The sequence below is a fragment of the Devosia sp. Root413D1 genome, from assembly GCF_001425235.1.
In the GTDB taxonomy this organism is placed as follows: Bacteria; Pseudomonadota; Alphaproteobacteria; order Rhizobiales; family Devosiaceae; genus Devosia_A.
Window position 1 is genome coordinate 1,016,123 of record NZ_LMEA01000011.1, and the last position, 16,898, is coordinate 1,033,020.

Here is a 16,898-nt window from a genome sequence, read left to right on the forward strand (position 1 = left end):
GTATTATTGACAAAATAGCTGTTTGCCATAGGTTGCGACAGCGATGGCGAAGCTTCTCCTCGCGAGAAAAGTCGCCTGGTCATGACACCGCGATCGGCCAGACCTCGGGAGGGGTCCGGCGCAGCAGCGCCAGCAAGGAAGAGAAATGAGCAGTTCTATTGACGTGAGCATTGCGGTTCACGCCGACCGTCGTACCGGGCCCTACAAGCCGCTGTGGAACTGGTTCGGCTATGACGAGCCGAACTACACCTATTCGGAGCACGGCAAGAAGCTGCTGCGCGAGCTGACCGAGCTCAGCCCCGAGCCGCCTCGCATCCGCACCCATAACCTCTTGACCAGCGGCGACGGCCTGCCGGCGCTGAAATGGGGCTCGACCAACGCCTATACCGAAGATGCCAACGGCAAGCCGGTCTATGACTGGACCGTCATGGACAAGATCTTCGACGCCTATGTCGAGGCGGGCAATATCCCGCTGGTGCAGATCGGCTTCACCCCCGAGGCGCTGTCGGATTTCGACGGCGAATACCGCCACCATTGGGCGCCCAACGACAAATACGCCACCATCACCACCGGCTGGACCGCGCCGCCGAACGATCTGAAGAAGTGGGGCGACCTGATCGAGGCCTGGGCCAACCACATGGCCGAGCGCTATGGCCGCGACGTGGTCGAGAGCTGGCCGTGGGAAGTGTGGAACGAGCCCGACGGCCATTACTGGACCGGCACCATCCCGCAATTCTGCGAAATGTACGATGTCAGCGCCAGGGCGGTGAAGCGCGCCCTGCCCAAGGCCCGCGTCGGCGGCCCGCACGTCTGCGGCGGCTTCAACAGCCCCAAGGCCCAGACCTTCATGCGCGAGTTCCTGCAGCACGTGGTCGACCACAACTCGCCGATCGACTTCATCGCCTTCCACGCCAAGGGCAACCCGGTGGTCTACAAGGACCATGTGCGGATGGGCATCCACAAGCAGCTCAAGGACATCGACACCCATCTGGGGATCATCAATGAGTTCCCCTCGCTCAGGCACCTGCCGATCGTCATCGGCGAATCCGACCCCGAAGGCTGCGCCGCCTGCTCGGCCCGCTACCACCCGCAGAACGGCTATCGGAACGGGCCGCTCTACGGCGTCTATGTGGTCGAAAGCATGCTGCGCACCTATGAGCTGGCGGCGCGCGCCAACCTCACCATCGAGGGCGCCGTCACCTGGGCTTTCCTGTTCGACGACCAGCCCTGGTTCGACGGCTTCCGCGATCTCGCCACCAACGGCGTCGACAAGGCGGTGCTGAACGGCTTCCGCATGCTGGGCAAGCTCGGCGGCGACTGGCTGGAGACAGCGAGTACGCAGCGCCAGCCGCTGGCCGACCTCGTGGCCGATGGGGTACGCGGCGCGCCCGACGTTAACGTCGTCGCCACCCGCGACGACACCGGCGTCAGCGTCCTCGTCTATCACTACCACGATGACGACGAGGCCGGCCCGAGCGCCGAAGTGACGATCACCGTCGACGGCTGGACCGGCAAGGCCCCCGCCCTCCGCCACTACCGCATGGACGAAACCCATTCCAACGCCTTCGGCGTCTGGAAGGCGATGGGCAGCCCGCAGAACCCAACCAGCGCCCAATACGCCGAGCTCGAGGCCGCCGGCCAGCTGGCCGAAATCGAGACCGTCGGTGCGGTGGCAGTCGACAACGGCAAAATCCTGCTCCGCACCACGCTACCCCGCCAGGGCGTCTCCCTGCTGCGGCTCGAGGCGTAACGCCGAGCAGCAGCGCGCGCCGTCCTCCCACGGCGCGCGCTCATCTTTTGGGGGCATCGGCCTCTCAATAATCCTCCCCCGCGTGGCGGGGGAGGATCACGGAGAGGCCGGTGTGCGCGCCCCTCAGCTCACGTGGCTCAGATAATTCCGCTTGCTCGGCTGCAGGTGGTCGACACACAGCTGCGCCAGCACCCAGTTGTCGCTGCCCTTCAGCATCTCGATCATCAGCCGGTGGTGCTCGTGCGAGATCCGGAGTGAGGCCTTGTCGGCCATCGAGTTGGCGCGCACCGGCAGGCTGAGGCGCATGTAGAGCTCGATTGATTGCACCAAATGCGAGTTGCCGCAGGCGCCGAACAGGGTCAGGTGGAAGCGGTCATTGGTTTCATGCACGCCGCGCAGGTACCCCGCCTCGATGTGCTGGCCGTGTTCCTCGTGGATGGCGCTGAGCTCGGCGATCAGCGCCTCGGGCGCCGGCAGCGGGATCCACAGCGCCGCCTGGCGCTGCAGCAATTCGCGCACGGCGTAGATCTCCTGCACCTCGCTTGGCGACAGCGAGCGCACGGTGGCGCCCTTGTTGCGCTCGCGCACCACGACGCCCATGCCTTCGAGCTGCACCAAAGCCTGGCGCGCGAAATGCCGGGTGACCTCGAAGCGGGCCAGCAGCATGTCCTCGGTGAGGCGGGTGCCCGGCGCCAGGCGGCCGAAGATGATGTCCTCTTCGAGCGCCCGCGCGATGGTGAGATCGTCGTGCTCGACGACGCCTGGCCTTATCTCGTCCCTGACCGTCAACTGGTCCTCCAACTGCTCGCGAAGCGCGCCACGTTAGCGCGGTTCGGCCGCCGGGTCGAACCGGCTGAGGCGGTAGATCTCCTCGACCAGCCGCAAGGTCCTGAGGTTATCCTCGGGCGCCGTTTCGAAGGGCTTGCCGGTCTCGAGGCCATCGAGGAAATGCCCGATCGCCGCATCATACGAGCCCTGGTAGGTGGCATCGGGATCGAAGTCTTCCGCGCGGGGAACAGCGGCTTCGAGGCTGAGCGTCGCGCCCTTGAGTTCCACCGTACCGCGCGACCCGAAAATCCTCAGGTGATCGCGCGGCGCCGGCGGCGCCCCCGCGACCGCGAGGTTGCCGGTGACGTTGACCACCAGTCCATCGCTCGGCCGCCGCAGCACCACCGCCGCCACGTCTTCGGCGACGATTTCGGCATTGCTGCGTTCGAGCCGCGCCGCCACCACATCGAGCTCACCGAGCAGATAGCGCAGCGTATCGAGATGGTGGATCAAGACTTCCATCACGAGGAGCCGCGGCTGTGTGCGAAAGAATGGCTGTCGCACCAAAGCCGGCCGCAGCCCATCGGCGCCGGCAAGCATCCCCGACGACAGGAACTCGAAACTCACCTGCCGGATGTCGCCGGCTGCGCCCTCGTCGAGCCAGCGCTTCAGCACCCGGTAATAGGCGCGGAAGCGCCAGTTCTCGTGCACCATCAGCCGGGTCGGCGCCGCGACGCCCGCGACCACCGCCTCGGCCTCGGCGAAATCGGTGCCGAGCGGCTTCTGGCAGAGGATATCGAGCTGCCGGGCGGCGGCCAGCCGCACCATCGCTGCATGCGTTTCGCGCGGCGAACAGATATCGACCGCATCGAGTTCTTCGGCCGCCAGCATCGCCTCGGCGCTCGCATAGAGGCCGGGGATACCGAACTCGGCGGCGCGCTGCGCCGTCGCCGCGGCCGACGGGTCGGCGATCGCCACCACCTTGGCGCGGAGGCGCTGCCGGCCCCAGGCGGGCAGATGGTAGCCAGTCACCCAGCCGGCCCCGATCATGCCGATGCGGCGAGTGGACACGCTCATCATTCCTCCGCGACTACTACGGCTTCACTGCCCCCTCGGTGGCATTTTGTCAATAATCAACCAGTAGCGCAATCTATCGTCGCATCGGGTGCATATCCACGAATCGCTAGCCAAAATGCGCCTGACGCCCAGGGTTTGACCGATAGAACCGCACATCTGCGACAGGTTTGCCGCGCTTGTTTATTGACAATCCATCGCGCGCCGCTAATTTGGAACACCACAACGGCGCGTGTTTCGAGGCGCCGCGAGGAGGATTAAGTGCCGGACGGCCTTCGTCGCAAGCTGACCACATATGGGGACCAGGGCTTTTCGCTGTTCCTGCGCAAGGCCTTCATCAAGGCGATGGGCTATTCGGACGACGCGCTCGACCGGCCGATCGTCGGCATTGCCAATACCTATTCCGATTACAACCCCTGCCACGGCAACGTGCCGCAGCTGATCGAGGCGGCCAAGCGCGGCGTCATGCTGTCGGGCGCCCTGCCCATGGTGTTCCCCACCATCTCGATCCACGAGAGCTTTGCCTCGCCCACCTCGATGTACCTGCGCAACCTGATGGCGATGGAAACCGAGGAGATGATCCGGGCCCAGCCGATGGACAGCGTGGTGCTGATCGGCGGCTGCGACAAGACCCTGCCGGCGCAGATCATGGCCGCGGCCAGCAGCGATATCCCCGCGGTATTCCTCCCCACCGGGCCGATGGCCACCGGCCACCACAAGGGTGAGCGGCTGGGCGCCTGCACCGATTGCCGCCGCTTCTGGGGCCGCTATCGGGCCGGCGAAATCGACGAAGCCGAGATCAACGAAGTCAATAACCGGCTGGTCAGCTCGGTCGGCACCTGCACCGTGATGGGCACCGCCAGCACCATGGCCAACCTCACCGAAGTGCTGGGCCTCTGCCTGCCCCGCGGCGGTTCGGCGCCGGCCACCGAGGCCGAGCGGACCCGCCTCGCCGAGGAGACCGGCAGGCTCGCCGGGCGGCTCGCCGCCGAGGGCGGCCCGACCGTGCGCGAACTGCTGACGCCCGCGGCGCTCAAAAACGCCATGGTGGCGCTGCAGGCGATGGGCGGCTCCACCAATGCCGTGGTGCACCTCGCCGCCATCTGCGGCCGGCTGGGGATCAAGCTTGATACCGACCTGCTCGATGAAGTCGGCAAGCGCGTGCCGCTGCTGGTCGACCTGCAGCCCTCGGGCCAGCACTATATGCAGCAGTTCCACCAGGCCGGTGGCGTGCCGGCGCTGTTGAAAGAAGTGCGCGCCGAGCTCGATACCAGCGCCGCGACCATCCACGGCAAGAGCATCGGCGAGGTGATCGACGCGGTGGTCGACGAGCCCGGGCAGACCATCATCCGCACCATGGCGGCGCCGCTGAAGCCGATCGGCACGCTGGCGGTGCTGAAGGGCAACCTCGCGCCACGTGGCGCCATCATCAAGCAGTCGGCCGCCTCGAAGACCCTGATGCAGCATCGCGGCCGGGCCGTGGTGTTCGAGAACACCGAAGACCTCGCCAACCGGCTCGACAGCGATGATCTCGACGTGAGCCCCGCGGATATCCTGGTGCTGCGCAATGCCGGCCCGAAGGGCGCCCCGGGCATGCCCGAAGCCGGCTACATGCCGATCCCCCGCAAACTCGCCCGGCAGGGCGTCAAGGATATGGTGCGGATTTCCGATGCCCGGATGAGCGGCACCGCCTTCGGCACCGTGGTGCTGCACATCGCGCCGGAATCGGCCGATGGCGGGCCGCTCGCCATCGTCCAGACCGGCGATTTCATCGTCCTCGATGTGCCGGCCCGCCGCATCCACCTCGATATTCCCGCCGCAGAGTTCGACCGGCGGATGGCCGCCCTGCCCGCGCCCAAGCCGGCGCCGCCGCGTGGCTATGCGCAGCTCTACCACAACCACGTCACCCAGGCCGACGAGGGCGCCGATTTCGATTTCATGCAGGACCAGGAGTCGTGAGCCTCACGGCAGCCGACGCGCCGCTCTGCCTGCCGCCGCGGCCGCTGAACCGCGCCCCGCGGGCGCTGCCCGACGGCACGGTCGACACGCATTTCCACGTCTTTGCCGACGGCGTGCCGCTGGCGAGCCCGCGCAGCTACACCCCGCACGTGCGGACGCTTGCCGACTGGCAGGCTTACGCCGCCGCAGTGAACATCGCCCAGGGCGTGCTGGTGCAACCCAGCGTCTATGGCTTCGATAACAGCGTGCTGCTCGAAGCGCTGGCCGCCGACCGGGCGAACCTCCGCGGCATCGTCGTGCTGCATCCCGAAACCGACAAGGCCGAGTTCCAGCGCCTCGATGCCCTGGGGGTGCGCGGCGTCCGCGTCAACACCCGCAACAAGGGCGGCCTGCCCTTTACCGCGATCGCCGCGCTTTCGGCCCGCATCGCCGATCTCGGCTGGATGCTGCAGTTCCAGGTGCGACCGGCGCAACTGGAAGAGCTCGCCGCACTGCTGCCGGCCATCACCTGCCCGGTGGTGCTCGATCATCTGGGCTTTCTCGATCTCGATGCCGCCGATGCCGATGCACAGCTGGCGAAGATCCAGCAGCTGCTCGACGCGCCCGATTGCTATGCCAAGCTCTCGGCCCCCTATCGGCTGACCCGTGCTGCCGGCTTCCCCGCCTTTGCCGATGCGGCGCGGCAGCTCCTCGCCTCGCACCCCGAGCGCCTGCTCTGGGGCAGCGACTGGCCGCATACCGAATTGTTCGATCGGATGCCCGACGATGCCGAACTGATCGAACTGACCCATGACTGGCTGGGGGACGAAAGCGTGGCGCATCAGGTGCTCGTCACCAACGCGCAAACGCTGTTCTTTTCCCGCTAGTTAGAGTTCTTTCTTGTCCCGGGGATCGAAGCTCGCATCACCTTCCCCCGCTGGACTGACCGGAGATTGAGGATGACCAGACTGACCGAAGCGGCGCGCGGCGTATACGTGATCGCGGTGACCCCGTTCGAGGAGAACGGCGCGCTCGACCTCGAAAGCGTCGATCGCATGGTGGATTTCTACGAACAGGCCGGCGTCGACGGGCTGACGGTGCTCGGACAACTGGGCGAAGCACCGAAACTCACTGCCGAGGAATCAAAGCTCGTCGTCGAGCGGGTGCTGCGCCGGCTCGATGGCCGCCTGCCGGTGGTGGTCGGCGTCTCCGCCCCCGGCCTCGCTCCGATGCAGGAGCTCGCCACCGCCGTGATGGGCGAAGGCGCCGCCAGTGTCATGGTGGCGCCGCCCTGGACCATCAAGACCGACGACCAGGCCTATGGCTTCTACCAGTCGGTGGGCGAGGCGCTCGGCGACACGCCCTTCGTGCTGCAGGATTATCCGCTCACCACCAATGTCACGATCGTGCCCAAGGTGATCGACCGGATCATCAAGGATGTGCCCAACTGCGTGATGCTGAAGCACGAGGATTGGCCGGGGCTGAGCAAAATTACTGCCTTGCGCGCCTCCTCCGACAAGGGCGAAACCCGCCGCATCTCGATCCTTTGCGGCAATGGCGGGCTGTTCCTGCCCGAGGAGATGGGCCGCGGCGCCGATGGCGCGATGACCGGCTTCTGCTACCCCGAAATGATGGTCGGCGTGGTGCGCGAGCACGTCGCCGGCAACCTCGAGCGCGCCGCCGAACTGTTTGCAGCCTATCTGCCGCTCGCCCGTTACGAGCAGCAGCAGGGCCTCGGCCTCGCGGCGCGCAAATATGTGCTGGCGAAGCGCGGCGTCATCAAATCGGGCGCCCTCAGGAAGCCGCGTCCGGCGCTCTCGGCTCTCGATATCGCCGATGTCGAGCGGCTGCTCAGCGCCCAAACCAAACGCCTCAAGGAGATCGGCGCATGAAACTCGGGCTCGAAAACAAGAAGGCCCTGGTGCTCGGCGCCAGCAAGGGCCTCGGCGCCGCCATCGCCGTTTCGCTTGCCAATGAGGGGGCGCAAGTCATCGGCGCCTCGCGCAGCGTCGCCGAGATCACGGCGCTCAACAATGCGCTCGACCCCGGCGCCACCGGCCGCATCACCGCCCTGCCGCTCGATCTTACCGACAAGGCGAGCCGCGACGCGCTGCTGCAGCAGGTGCTGGCGGCTGATGGCGTCGATATCCTCATCAACAATACCGGCGGCCCCGCCCCCGGCGAGGCCCGCTCCACCGCGCCCGAAGCCTGGGCCGGCGGCTTTGACGCCATGGTGCTGAGCCTGATCGAGATCACCCAGGCCTTGCTGCCCAAAATGGTCGAGCGCAAGTGGGGCCGGATCGTCACGCTGACCTCGTCGGGCATCGAATCCCCGATCCCGCGCCTCGCCATTTCCAATGGGCTGCGCGCCGCGGTGCTGGGCTGGTCCAAAACCCTCGCCGGCGAAGTGGCGGCCGACAATGTCACCGTCAACATCATCGTCACCGGCCGCGTCCACACCGACCGGGTCGACCAGCTCGACGAAGCCGCCGCCAAGCGCCAGAACCTCAGCCTCGATGCGGTGCGCCAGGCCTCGCTCGCCACCATCCCCGCCGGCCGCTATGGCAAGCCGGAGGAGCTGGCCGACGTCGTCACCTTCCTCGCCAGCGACCGCGCCGGCTACGTCACCGGCGCCAAAATCCGCGTCGATGGCGGCATGATCCGTTCGGTGTAGGCCGAACCGCCAATCGCACAATGTCTATCTCGTCGCGTGGGGGCCCTGCACGCTAGCGTCGTGCCGGTTTCCCAACGTGGCAGATGAATGAGCACCACCCTCACCGCCTATCTCGCCCAAATTGCGACCAACCCGGAACTGGCCGACGCCGCTTCGATCGCCGCCGATGTCGCTGCGGCCTCGGCCGAACTCGCCCATGTGCTGCGCACCGCCCCGATCGCCGGGCTATCAGGCACCACCGGGACGACCAACGTCCAGGGTGAAGCGCAAAAGCCCCTCGATATCGAGGCGAACCGCATCTTTCTCGAGCGTTGTCGCGCCAACCCGGCCATCGCCTGGGCGGTATCCGAAGAGGAGGACCATCCCATCCGGCTCGCCGCAGGGGGAACACACGGGTTGCTGTTCGATCCTCTGGACGGCTCCTCAAACCTCGACGTCAACGTCACCGTCGGTTCGATCTTTTCGATCATCCCCGCCACCGCCGAAGCCCACCTCCTGCAGCCCGGCGGCGCCCAGCGCGCCGCGGGTTTCGTGGCCTATGGCCCAGCGACCTCGCTGGTGCTGACCTTCGGGGAAACGGTCGAGCTGTTCGTGCTGTCGGGCAGCGAGTTCCATCTCGTCGAGGCCGACATCCGGATCCCCGAGGACATGCCGGAATTCTCGATCAATACCAGTCGCGAGCGGTTTTGGAACGAGGGCACCCGGCGCTATATCGCCGATTGCCTCATCGGCGAGCTCGGGCCGCTGGGCCAGCGCCATAATATGCGCTGGGTCGGCTCGATGGTGGCCGAGGTGCTGCGCATCCTCAGCCGCGGCGGCATCTTTCTCTACCCATCCGACAGCGAAACCGCCAAGCACGGCGGCCGGCTGCGGCTGCTCTACGAAGCCAACCCGATGAGCCTGATCGTCATAACGGCCGGCGGCGGCGCCACCACCGGCCAGCTCGACCTGCTCGCTGTTGCTCCGAGCGATATTCACCAGCGGATCTCGGTGGTGCTGGGGTCGAAGCGGCAGGTCGACGAGTATGTCGGCTATGTCGCGGACTAACGGAGCCGGTTGCGGAGGGCGCCGCTGGCGCTCTCCGCAATAGCTCTGTCAGCCGAGCGTTCTAGGTGCGCGACTTGAGGTAAGCGTCGCCCTGCTTGGTCAGCTCGGTCATGATCACGTCGAGGCCGGCCGCGTCGGCGGCCTTCTTCAGCTTGTCGAGCCCGGCATCCACGTCGCCGACCCCGTAGAACAGCGGGTTGGCGTACTGCGTCATCACGTTGTTCATCTGCGCCGCGGCTTCCTTGACCGGGGTCACGTCGGCGATGAACGAGGCAAAGGTGTCGGAGGTGAAGTTGTCGTAGTTCTGCGCCCAGCCGAACACCTTCTTTTCGGACTCGGTCATCGACGAGGTGAGGCGCTCGAGCCCTGCCCGCCACAGGATGGCATAGCTGGGGAAGCTATAGGTGCTGAGCTGCTCGAAGCTGTTGTCGCCAACCGCCTTCCAGTCCGTACCCTCGATACCGAGGCCGACCAGATCGTGGTTCTCCTGCACCGAGAACCAATCCTGCAGCGCCATGGCGCGATCGACATCGCCGCCATTGGCATTGACCACGATCATGTTGTCGGCCTGGAAGGTCTGCACCGGCTTGACGCCCCCCAGCGGCCCGCCAAACGGCAGGACCTGGCCCAGGGCCGCGGTCGGGACGGCGCGCTTCAATCCAGCCAGCCGGTTGGATTGGAGGCCATCGGTCATCGACCAGAGGCCCGCGAACCGGCCGGCCCCAAACTGGCTCTCGATCGTCGCCTGGTCGACGTTGAGCGCGTCGGCGTTGATGATGCCATCCTGGTAGTACTGGCGAATCTTGCGCAGCGCCTCGACGGTGCCGGCATCGTCCCACCAGGGGATCGGCCGCGACGAGCCGGTCGTTGCCGCATCCTTGTCGAAGTAGAAGCGCAGGCCTGACCCCGCCAGCGAGTATTGCATGGTGTAGGGATTTTCCCACGAGTACTCGTTGAACATGCCGGTGGGGGTCGCTACCGCCGTCTGCCAGCCGGTCTGCGACGCGAGGGCAAACGGCGTGACCCCCGATTCCTTCTCCTTGATGGCGTAGAAAAACTTCTCGAGCGTCTGGAAATCGTTGATTTCGGCGAAACCGTACTTCTCCGCCAGGTCCTGCCGGATGCCGAAGTGCTGGATGCGGCCGGCGCTGTTGACCTGCGGGATGCCCCACAGCTTGCCACCCCAGGAATTGGCTTCGATCAGTTTGGGCGCGATCTGCTTTTTGAGGTTGGGCCACTTGTCGATCTGCCCGGTCAGGTCGGCGAGGGCGCCGCTCTGCTGCAGCTGGGCCATGTTGAGCCACAGGGCTTGCAGCGCCGTGTCGAACTGGGCGCCGGCGGTGAATTTCAGCAGCGACTGCTGGCCGTAGTTACTCCAGTTGATGAACTGCGCATCGAAGGTGAAGCCATGCTCCTCCATGAGCTTGGCATTGGCCTTGTCGAGCACGGCCTTCCAGTTGGTCGGCGCCTGCGAGGGCAGCAAGGCCACCGAGGTGCCCGAACTGGCGCCGAATGCCGGCGACAGGCCTGAAAAGGCCGTGGCCATGCCGGCGGCCCCGCTGAGGGCCATGAAGTGTCTGCGCGTGAGTCTCATGTTGGTCGTCTCCTCCTCATTTGTGCGACGGACTCAGGTGCCGTCGTCACCCCTTGGTGGCGCCAAGGGTGATGCCCTTGACGAAGAAGCGTTGTGCGAATGGGTAGGCGAGCAGAATGGGGCCGACGGTGAGCACCGTCATGGCGAAGCGCAGCTGGTAGACGGGCGCCATCGCCGCCCCGGCTGAGCTCGGCAGGCTGGCCGCATTGGTCACGTTGGAGATGAGGTTCTGCAGGATCAGCTGCAGCGGGAACTTGTCCGGATCGGTGAGGAAGAGGAGGCCGGTGAACCACTCGTTCCAGTAGGTGACGGCGTAGAACAGCCCGAGCACCGCGAGGATCGGCTTCGACAGCGGCAAGACGATCTGGAAGAAGATGCGCAATTCGCCGGCCCCATCGATGCGGGCGGCATCGAGGATCTCCTCCGGCATCTGCCGGAAGAAGCTCACCGTCACGAAGATCAGGAAGGGCGCCAGCATCAGCGGCAGGATCATGGCGAACCAGCTGTTGGTGAGACCCAGTACCTGCGTCACCAGCAGGTAGAACGGCACGAGGCCACCGTTGAACAGCATCGGCACATAGGCAAACATGGTCAGCGGACGGCTGATGAACGGCAGGCGCCGGGCGATGACCCAGGCGATCGCGGCGGTACACGAGATCGAGAGGATCGTGCCCACCACGGTGATGAACAGCGACGCGACATAGCCGTTGAGCAGGGATTGCCCGGTGAACAGCAACTCGTAGGCCCGAAGCGAGAAGGGCTGCGGGAAGAGGCTATAGCCATTGAGGCCGAGCACCGACTCATCGGTCAAGGAGCCTGCGACGATCATCCAGAGCGGCACCAGGCAGAACAGCCCGAACAGCGTGACGGTGACGTAGCTGACGGCCGCGAACGGCTCCATCCGGCGGCGGGAGGCCCTCCGAACCGGTTGCGCGCCGACGTTCGCCGCGGCCCCAGCACTATCCTGATCGATGGCACTCACAGGATGCTGCTTTCTTTGTGGAAGCGGCGCTGCACCAGCACCGCCGCCGCCACGAAAACGAAGCCGACCACCGACTGGAACAGGCCGATGGCGGCCGTAGTGCCGAAATCGCCGATCATCCGCAGCGAGCGGAACACATAGGTGTCGATGACGTCGGTGGTCGGAAACAGCACGCCATTGTCCTGGACGATGGCGTAGATGGTGGCGAAATCGCCGAAGAACATGCGGCCGACGCCGAGCACCACCAGCACCGCGAAGGTCGGCAGCAGCAGTGGCACGGTGATCGACAGCGCCATGCGCCAGCGGCTTGCCCCATCAATCGCCGCGGCCTCATAGACCTCCTCGGAGATCGAGGTGATGGCAGCGAGGAAAATCACCGAGGTGTAGCCGCCCAGTTGCCACACCTTGACGATGGTGAGGATCCACGGCCAGGCGCCGGCTTCGGTGTACCAGCTGACCTGCGGCAGATCGACGACGCTCAACAGGTTGTTGACGAGGCCGCCGCGCCCGCCGACGCCGGAGAGGATCACCTGCAGCATGATGGAAATGACGATGGGCGAAACGAAATACGGAAAGAAGATCACCGACTGCATGAAGCGGCGATAGGGGCCGCCGCGGATCTCGTTGAGCATCAGCGCCAGCACGAGCCCGGCGAACAGCGACGCGCCGAGAAACAGCGCGTTCAAAAACACCGTGTTGAAGACGATGGTCGCGGCGTCGCCGCTCATCAGGAAGTAGCGGAAATTGGCGAGCCCGTTCCATGGGCTGCCGAAGATGCCGTCGCGAATGTTGAAGGCCTTGAACGCCACCACCAGACCAACCATCGGGCCGTAGGCGAACACCAGGAACCAGGCGATGCCGGGCAACGCCAGCAGCAGCAGCACCAGGCTGTCGCGCGACGACAAGCCATGCCGGCGCGAACCGGCGCGGCCAGCCCTGGGTTTGGTGACGGTCATCGGTCGTGCTGCCGTCGCGCCAAGGGCACGCACGCCAAGAGTGCGCACGCATAGCCAATGGCGCGCAGGATTCGACGATAGCTCACTAGCCCCCTCCCCGAAGCACTGGAACCGCCTAACACCGCAGTTTCTTATTTGAAACTCTTGGTATCAGATGATAACCGTGCCGACCAAACGGACAGGATGTCAAGCCATGCGTGAGGCGGAGATCGAGGCGCAGAACCGCAATCCGGCGATCGAACGGATGATGGCCATTCTGCAGCAACTGGAGCGGGCCCCGAACGGGCTGGGCCTCAAGCGCCTGGTCGAACAGTCGGGGGTGACGCGCTCCACCGTCTACCGCATCCTCAACTCGCTGACCGCGCATGGGCTGGTCCGTCAGCTCGAGAATTCCGATTATGTGCTGGGCAGCCGCCTGCTGTCGCTGGCCGACGCCGTCGGCATGCCATCCGGCGGGCAGGTCGCCAAGGCGGCGCAGCCGCATCTCGATTTCGTGGCGCGCTCGCTGGGGGAGACGGCGAAGATCTCGATCTATGATCGCGGCCATGTGCTGGTCGTCGCCGTCGCCCCCGGCACCAAGCAGCACGCGCTGCATGCGAGGGTTGGCGAGCAGCTGCCGATCCATGCCGGCGGCAGCAGCAAGGCGCTCTTCGCCTTCCTGCCCGAGGCCGAACGCCAGCGCATCTATTCGCGGCCGCTGACGCTCTACAACGAACGCACCCTCATCGAGCCGGAAGCGCTGGAGGAAGAACTGTCGCGGGTGCGCGAACAGGGCTGGGCGCGCGACCATGGCGAGTTCAGCGCCTCGGTCAACTCCTACGCCGCGCCGATCCGCGATCGCTCCGGCGACGTTGTCGCCGCCGTCAGTATCCCGTTTCTCGCCGGCCGCGACGCCGAATACGAGCAACTGGTCCTCGCCACCGCTCTCGCCACCGCCGACCGCATCAGCATGGGGCTCGGCTGAGGCGCTGCCGCATCCTGCATCCGGATGCAAGAATGCTGTTGCATCCGGATGCAGCGTCGCTCTATCGTGGCTTTGCCATGACGATCGCTTCGGACCCGCAATGACCAACGAGCCTCTTTCCGCCGCCCTGCCCCAAGGCCTCGCCGGCGATCCCTATGCCCGGCTGGCGGCGCTGGGGCTGACGCTGCCGCTATCGCCGACGCCGATCGCCAATTTCCGGCCGGCGACGCGCGAGGGCGACATGATCTTCCTGTCGGGCCAGGGCCCGACCGAGGCAGGCGGGCGGCTCTATACCGGCAAGGTCGGCGACGATGTCAGCTCGGCCGAGGCCTATCGGCATGCGCGGCTTACCGGCCTGAACCTGATCTCGGTGCTGCATGAGGCGGTGGGCGACCTGCGCCGGGTGCGCCGCATCGTCAAACTGTTCGGCATGGTCAACTCGACCGCGGATTTCGCCGAGCATTCCCGGGTGATCGATGGCTGCTCGGACCTGTTCTTCGAGGTGTTCGGCGAGCCCGGCGCGCACTCGCGCACCGCCATCGGGGTCAATTCGCTGCCCCGGCTGATCACCGTCGAAATCGAAGCCATCGTGGCCGTGGACTGACTGCTGGAGGGGCACCATGGGACTTGTCGATCACCTGCCGCGCGCTGCGCTCGGCCACTTTCCGACGCCGCTCGAGCCGGCCCCGCGGCTGAGCGCCGCGCTGGGCGGACCGCAAATCCTGATCAAGCGCGACGACCTCAGCGGTCTCTCGGTCGGCGGCAGCAAGACCCGCATCTTCGAGTTCGTGCTGGGCGACGCCAAAGCGGAGGGCGCCACCGCGGTGATCGCCTCGGCCGGCGAGCAATCCAACAAACTGCGCGAACTCGCCGCCGGCGCCAACCGGCTGGGGATGCAGCCGATCCTGCTGCTCACCGGCGTCACTGGCGCGCGAGAACTCACCGGCAACCGCTTCCTGTTCGAGATCCTCGGCGCCGAGGTGCACACGACCCCGATCGCCGACCGCTTCGATCCGGCGCTGGTCGCCGAGCTGACCCGGCTTTGCGACGAGGCGACGGCCGCCGGGCACCGGCCCTATCTGGTCTACCATCCGGGAAAGACCGGGACCCTTGGCACCGCCGCCTATGTCTCGGCCGCCGAGGAACTGGTTGCCCAGTTCGCCGGCCTCGACCGGGAGCCCACCCACCTGTTCCTCGCCACCGGCGCCGCCCCCACCACCGCTGGGCTGGTGCTCGGGTTGCGGACGCTGGACCAGCAGTTGGGCATCACCGGCGTCTCGGTGGCCTCGCCGCACGACCAGAGCAAAGCGCACGCCATCGCCTACGCCAACAAATGCGCCGAACTGCTCGGCATCAGCAGGCGCATCGGCGAGGCGGATTTCGCCATCGACGACACCCAGCGCGCCGATTTCAGCCTGCCGGCGACGCGGGCGGTGATCGAAGCGATTGAGCTTTTTGCGCGCACCGAAGGCGTGCTGCTGGAGCCGACCTACACCGGCAAGGCCGCGGCCGGGATGATCGCGGCCATTCGTAGGGGGGCGTTCAAGCCGACGGATACGCTGGTATTTGTGCACACCGGCGGGCTGCCGGGGCTGTTCGCGCATGTGGGGGAGTTTGGGTATTAGGGCTGGTGCGAGGTCAAACACCGCCCGCTCAGCCGGCGCACCTCTCCCGCTTGCGGGGGAGGGGGGACCAGCCGAAAGGCTGGTGGGAGGGGGGTGCCGCGGTCCGATCCGGATAGATCGCTGACAGTTTAGTCCGGATACATGGCTGACAGGAGGACCTGTCGATGCCGTGGGAAGCGACGTCAGTGATGGATGCGANGGGGGGGGGGGGGGGGGGGGGGGGGTGCCGCGGTCCGATCCGGATAGATCGCTGACAGTTTAGTCCGGATACATGGCTGACAGGAGGACCTGTCGATGCCGTGGGAAGCGACGTCAGTGATGGATGCGAAGGTGCAGTTCGTGGCGGACTGCCTTGTTGGCGATGAGCCGATGAGCGTTCTTTGCGAGCGCTACGGCATCAGCCGACAGACCGGTTACAAGTGGCAGCGGCGCTTTGCTGAGGAAGGCGCCGGTGGGCTTGAGGAGCGCTCGCGGGCACCGCACCATCATGGCCGAGCGACGCCGGCCGATGTGGTGGTTGAACTGATCGAGGCTCGCCTGCGCAAGCCCTATTGGGGACCCAAGAAGCTGCTGGCGATACTGAGCCGTGAGCATCCGGACTGGCCGTGGCCGGCGCCGAGCACGGTTGCCGATCTGCTGCGTCGCGAGGGACTGAGCCAGCCGCGTCGCCGACGCCGGCGAGCGCTGACGATCGAGCAGCCCTTTGCCCAAGTGGCAGCTGCCAACGACGCCTGGTGCATCGACTTCAAGGGCTGGATCCGCACATCCGACGGCACGCGCTGCGATCCCCTGACGGTGAGCGATGCCCGTAGTCGATACCTGTTGGGGCTTGAGATCATCGAGCCTGTCACCGAGGCGGTCAGCAAGGTCACCGACCGATTGTTCCGCGAGCACGGTCTGCCCAAGGCCATGCGTTCCGACAACGGTTCACCCTTCGCTTCTACCGGCGCAGGCGGACTGACCCGGCTATCGGCGCGCTGGGTCAAGATGGGGATCGACCTGGAACGGATCTATCCGGGCAAGCCGCAACAGAACGGCCGGCACGAACGTATGCACGGCACCCTGAAGGCTGAGACCTGCGATCCACCGGCCGATACGGCAGCCCAGCAACAGCGCCGGTTCGAGGCCTTCCGGCACGAGTACAACTTCGAGCGCCCCCATGAGGCGCTCGACCAGAGACCGCCGGCCGAGCTCTACAGCGACTCCCCGCGCCCGTTCTGCGAGCGACTTGAGGATCCCTCCTATGGGCCGCACGAGCAGGTTCGCCGGGTACGAGCGAGCGGCGAGGTCAGGTGGCGTGGCGGAATGATCTTCATCTCCGAGGCCCTCATTGGTGAGGTCGTCGGCATCACCGAGCGTGACGACGGACACTGGTTGGTCCGCTTCGCCAACGTGCCCCTCGTCCTCATCGACCGCTACACCCAGAAACTCTCAAGGTTCGGACCAGCTCGACCAGCCCCCAACACCGTGAAAACTGTCAGCGATGTATCCGGACAATAGTGTCAGCGATCTTCCCGCTTGCTCAC

The 16,898-nt window shown here is 66.1% G+C and carries 15 protein-coding genes; 10 read left to right on the top strand and 5 right to left on the bottom strand.

Annotation, left to right across the window (positions count from 1 at the left end; translation table 11 throughout):
• The first annotated feature begins 145 nt into the window (after positions 1–145).
• On the top strand, positions 146–1,750 hold the full coding sequence (locus tag ASC89_RS22255) for a GH39 family glycosyl hydrolase (protein ID WP_056001845.1): 1,605 nt from the start codon (positions 146–148) through the stop codon (positions 1,748–1,750).
• A 123-nt stretch (positions 1,751–1,873) separates the two neighbouring features.
• Here ASC89_RS22255 and ASC89_RS22260 read toward each other — a convergent pair whose 3' ends face one another.
• Together ASC89_RS22260 and ASC89_RS22265 are read right to left on the bottom strand one after the other, a co-directional pair.
• Positions 1,874–2,539, bottom strand: coding sequence for a GntR family transcriptional regulator (locus ASC89_RS22260; protein ID WP_056001848.1), 666 nt, complete (start codon positions 2,537–2,539; stop codon positions 1,874–1,876).
• Positions 2,540–2,572: 33 nt separating this feature from the next.
• Positions 2,573–3,598: a Gfo/Idh/MocA family protein gene (locus tag ASC89_RS22265; RefSeq protein ID WP_056001851.1), complete on the bottom strand. Its 1,026-nt coding sequence runs from the start codon at positions 3,596–3,598 to the stop codon at positions 2,573–2,575.
• A gap of 255 nt (positions 3,599–3,853) precedes the next feature.
• Between ASC89_RS22265 and ASC89_RS22270 the strand changes: the two genes are divergently transcribed.
• The 5 genes from ASC89_RS22270 to ASC89_RS22290 all read left to right on the top strand — a co-directional run bounded on the left by ASC89_RS22270 (position 3,854) and on the right by ASC89_RS22290 (position 9,251).
• Positions 3,854–5,551, top strand: coding sequence for an IlvD/Edd family dehydratase (locus ASC89_RS22270; protein WP_056001854.1), 1,698 nt, complete (start codon positions 3,854–3,856; stop codon positions 5,549–5,551).
• Complete coding sequence (locus ASC89_RS22275) at positions 5,548–6,417, top strand: amidohydrolase (protein ID WP_056001857.1); 870 nt, start codon at positions 5,548–5,550, stop codon at positions 6,415–6,417. The genes ASC89_RS22270 and ASC89_RS22275 overlap by 4 nt, the downstream gene beginning before the upstream one ends.
• A 72-nt stretch (positions 6,418–6,489) precedes the next feature.
• Positions 6,490–7,422: a dihydrodipicolinate synthase family protein gene (locus ASC89_RS22280; protein WP_056001860.1), complete on the top strand. Its 933-nt coding sequence runs from the start codon at positions 6,490–6,492 to the stop codon at positions 7,420–7,422.
• Positions 7,419–8,204, top strand: coding sequence for an SDR family oxidoreductase (locus tag ASC89_RS22285; RefSeq protein WP_056001863.1), 786 nt, complete (start codon positions 7,419–7,421; stop codon positions 8,202–8,204). The genes ASC89_RS22280 and ASC89_RS22285 overlap by 4 nt, the downstream gene beginning before the upstream one ends.
• Positions 8,205–8,291: 87 nt before the next feature.
• Positions 8,292–9,251, top strand: a complete 960-nt coding sequence (locus ASC89_RS22290; RefSeq protein WP_056001866.1) for a class 1 fructose-bisphosphatase — start codon at positions 8,292–8,294, stop codon at positions 9,249–9,251.
• A gap of 61 nt (positions 9,252–9,312) precedes the next feature.
• Here ASC89_RS22290 and ASC89_RS22295 read toward each other — a convergent pair whose 3' ends face one another.
• Genes ASC89_RS22295 through ASC89_RS22305 form a run of 3 tightly spaced genes read right to left on the bottom strand, consistent with a single transcriptional unit; the run spans position 9,313 to position 12,783 of the window.
• The gene (locus ASC89_RS22295) at positions 9,313–10,845 is read right to left on the bottom strand and encodes a DUF3502 domain-containing protein (RefSeq protein ID WP_082533522.1); all 1,533 of its coding nucleotides are present in this window, start codon (positions 10,843–10,845) and stop codon (positions 9,313–9,315) included.
• 46 nt (positions 10,846–10,891) lie between these two features.
• A complete protein-coding gene (locus ASC89_RS22300) occupies positions 10,892–11,827 on the bottom strand; it encodes a carbohydrate ABC transporter permease (RefSeq protein ID WP_156384724.1) in 936 nt (311 codons plus the stop codon).
• Positions 11,824–12,783 carry a sugar ABC transporter permease gene (locus ASC89_RS22305; RefSeq protein WP_082533523.1) on the bottom strand — a complete coding sequence of 320 codons (960 nt, stop codon included), beginning with the start codon at positions 12,781–12,783 and terminating at the stop codon, positions 11,824–11,826. The genes ASC89_RS22300 and ASC89_RS22305 overlap by 4 nt, the downstream gene beginning before the upstream one ends.
• A gap of 193 nt (positions 12,784–12,976) precedes the next feature.
• Here ASC89_RS22305 and ASC89_RS22310 point away from each other — a divergent pair, with 193 nt between their 5' ends.
• From ASC89_RS22310 to ASC89_RS22325, 4 genes are all read left to right on the top strand, one after another.
• Positions 12,977–13,747, top strand: a complete 771-nt coding sequence (locus ASC89_RS22310) for an IclR family transcriptional regulator (protein ID WP_056001872.1) — start codon at positions 12,977–12,979, stop codon at positions 13,745–13,747.
• Between the two features lie 100 nt (positions 13,748–13,847).
• On the top strand, positions 13,848–14,351 hold the full coding sequence (locus tag ASC89_RS22315) for a RidA family protein (protein ID WP_056001875.1): 504 nt from the start codon (positions 13,848–13,850) through the stop codon (positions 14,349–14,351).
• A gap of 16 nt (positions 14,352–14,367) precedes the next feature.
• Positions 14,368–15,372: a pyridoxal-phosphate dependent enzyme gene (locus tag ASC89_RS22320; RefSeq protein ID WP_056001877.1), complete on the top strand. Its 1,005-nt coding sequence runs from the start codon at positions 14,368–14,370 to the stop codon at positions 15,370–15,372.
• A gap of 294 nt (positions 15,373–15,666) precedes the next feature.
• Entirely contained in the window at positions 15,667–16,872 is a 1,206-nt protein-coding gene (locus ASC89_RS22325) for an integrase core domain-containing protein (protein WP_056001880.1), read from the top strand.
• Positions 16,873–16,898: the final 26 nt, after the last annotated feature.

What these genes read in the sequence shown, in the direction of transcription:
- ASC89_RS22315 (WP_056001875.1), top strand. Translation starts at nt 13,848, where the DNA reads ATGACCAACGAGCCTCTTTCCGCCGCCCTGCCCCAAGGCCTCGCCGGC.
- ASC89_RS22295 (WP_082533522.1), bottom strand. Translation starts at nt 10,845, where the DNA reads ATGAGACTCACGCGCAGACACTTCATGGCCCTCAGCGGGGCCGCCGGC.
- ASC89_RS22305 (WP_082533523.1), bottom strand. Translation starts at nt 12,783, where the DNA reads ATGACCGTCACCAAACCCAGGGCTGGCCGCGCCGGTTCGCGCCGGCAT.
- ASC89_RS22265 (WP_056001851.1), bottom strand. Translation starts at nt 3,598, where the DNA reads ATGATGAGCGTGTCCACTCGCCGCATCGGCATGATCGGGGCCGGCTGG.
- ASC89_RS22290 (WP_056001866.1), top strand. Translation starts at nt 8,292, where the DNA reads ATGAGCACCACCCTCACCGCCTATCTCGCCCAAATTGCGACCAACCCG.
- ASC89_RS22320 (WP_056001877.1), top strand. Translation starts at nt 14,368, where the DNA reads ATGGGACTTGTCGATCACCTGCCGCGCGCTGCGCTCGGCCACTTTCCG.
- ASC89_RS22255 (WP_056001845.1), top strand. Translation starts at nt 146, where the DNA reads ATGAGCAGTTCTATTGACGTGAGCATTGCGGTTCACGCCGACCGTCGT.
- ASC89_RS22280 (WP_056001860.1), top strand. Translation starts at nt 6,490, where the DNA reads ATGACCAGACTGACCGAAGCGGCGCGCGGCGTATACGTGATCGCGGTG.
- ASC89_RS22310 (WP_056001872.1), top strand. Translation starts at nt 12,977, where the DNA reads ATGCGTGAGGCGGAGATCGAGGCGCAGAACCGCAATCCGGCGATCGAA.
- ASC89_RS22325 (WP_056001880.1), top strand. Translation starts at nt 15,667, where the DNA reads ATGCCGTGGGAAGCGACGTCAGTGATGGATGCGAAGGTGCAGTTCGTG.
- ASC89_RS22285 (WP_056001863.1), top strand. Translation starts at nt 7,419, where the DNA reads ATGAAACTCGGGCTCGAAAACAAGAAGGCCCTGGTGCTCGGCGCCAGC.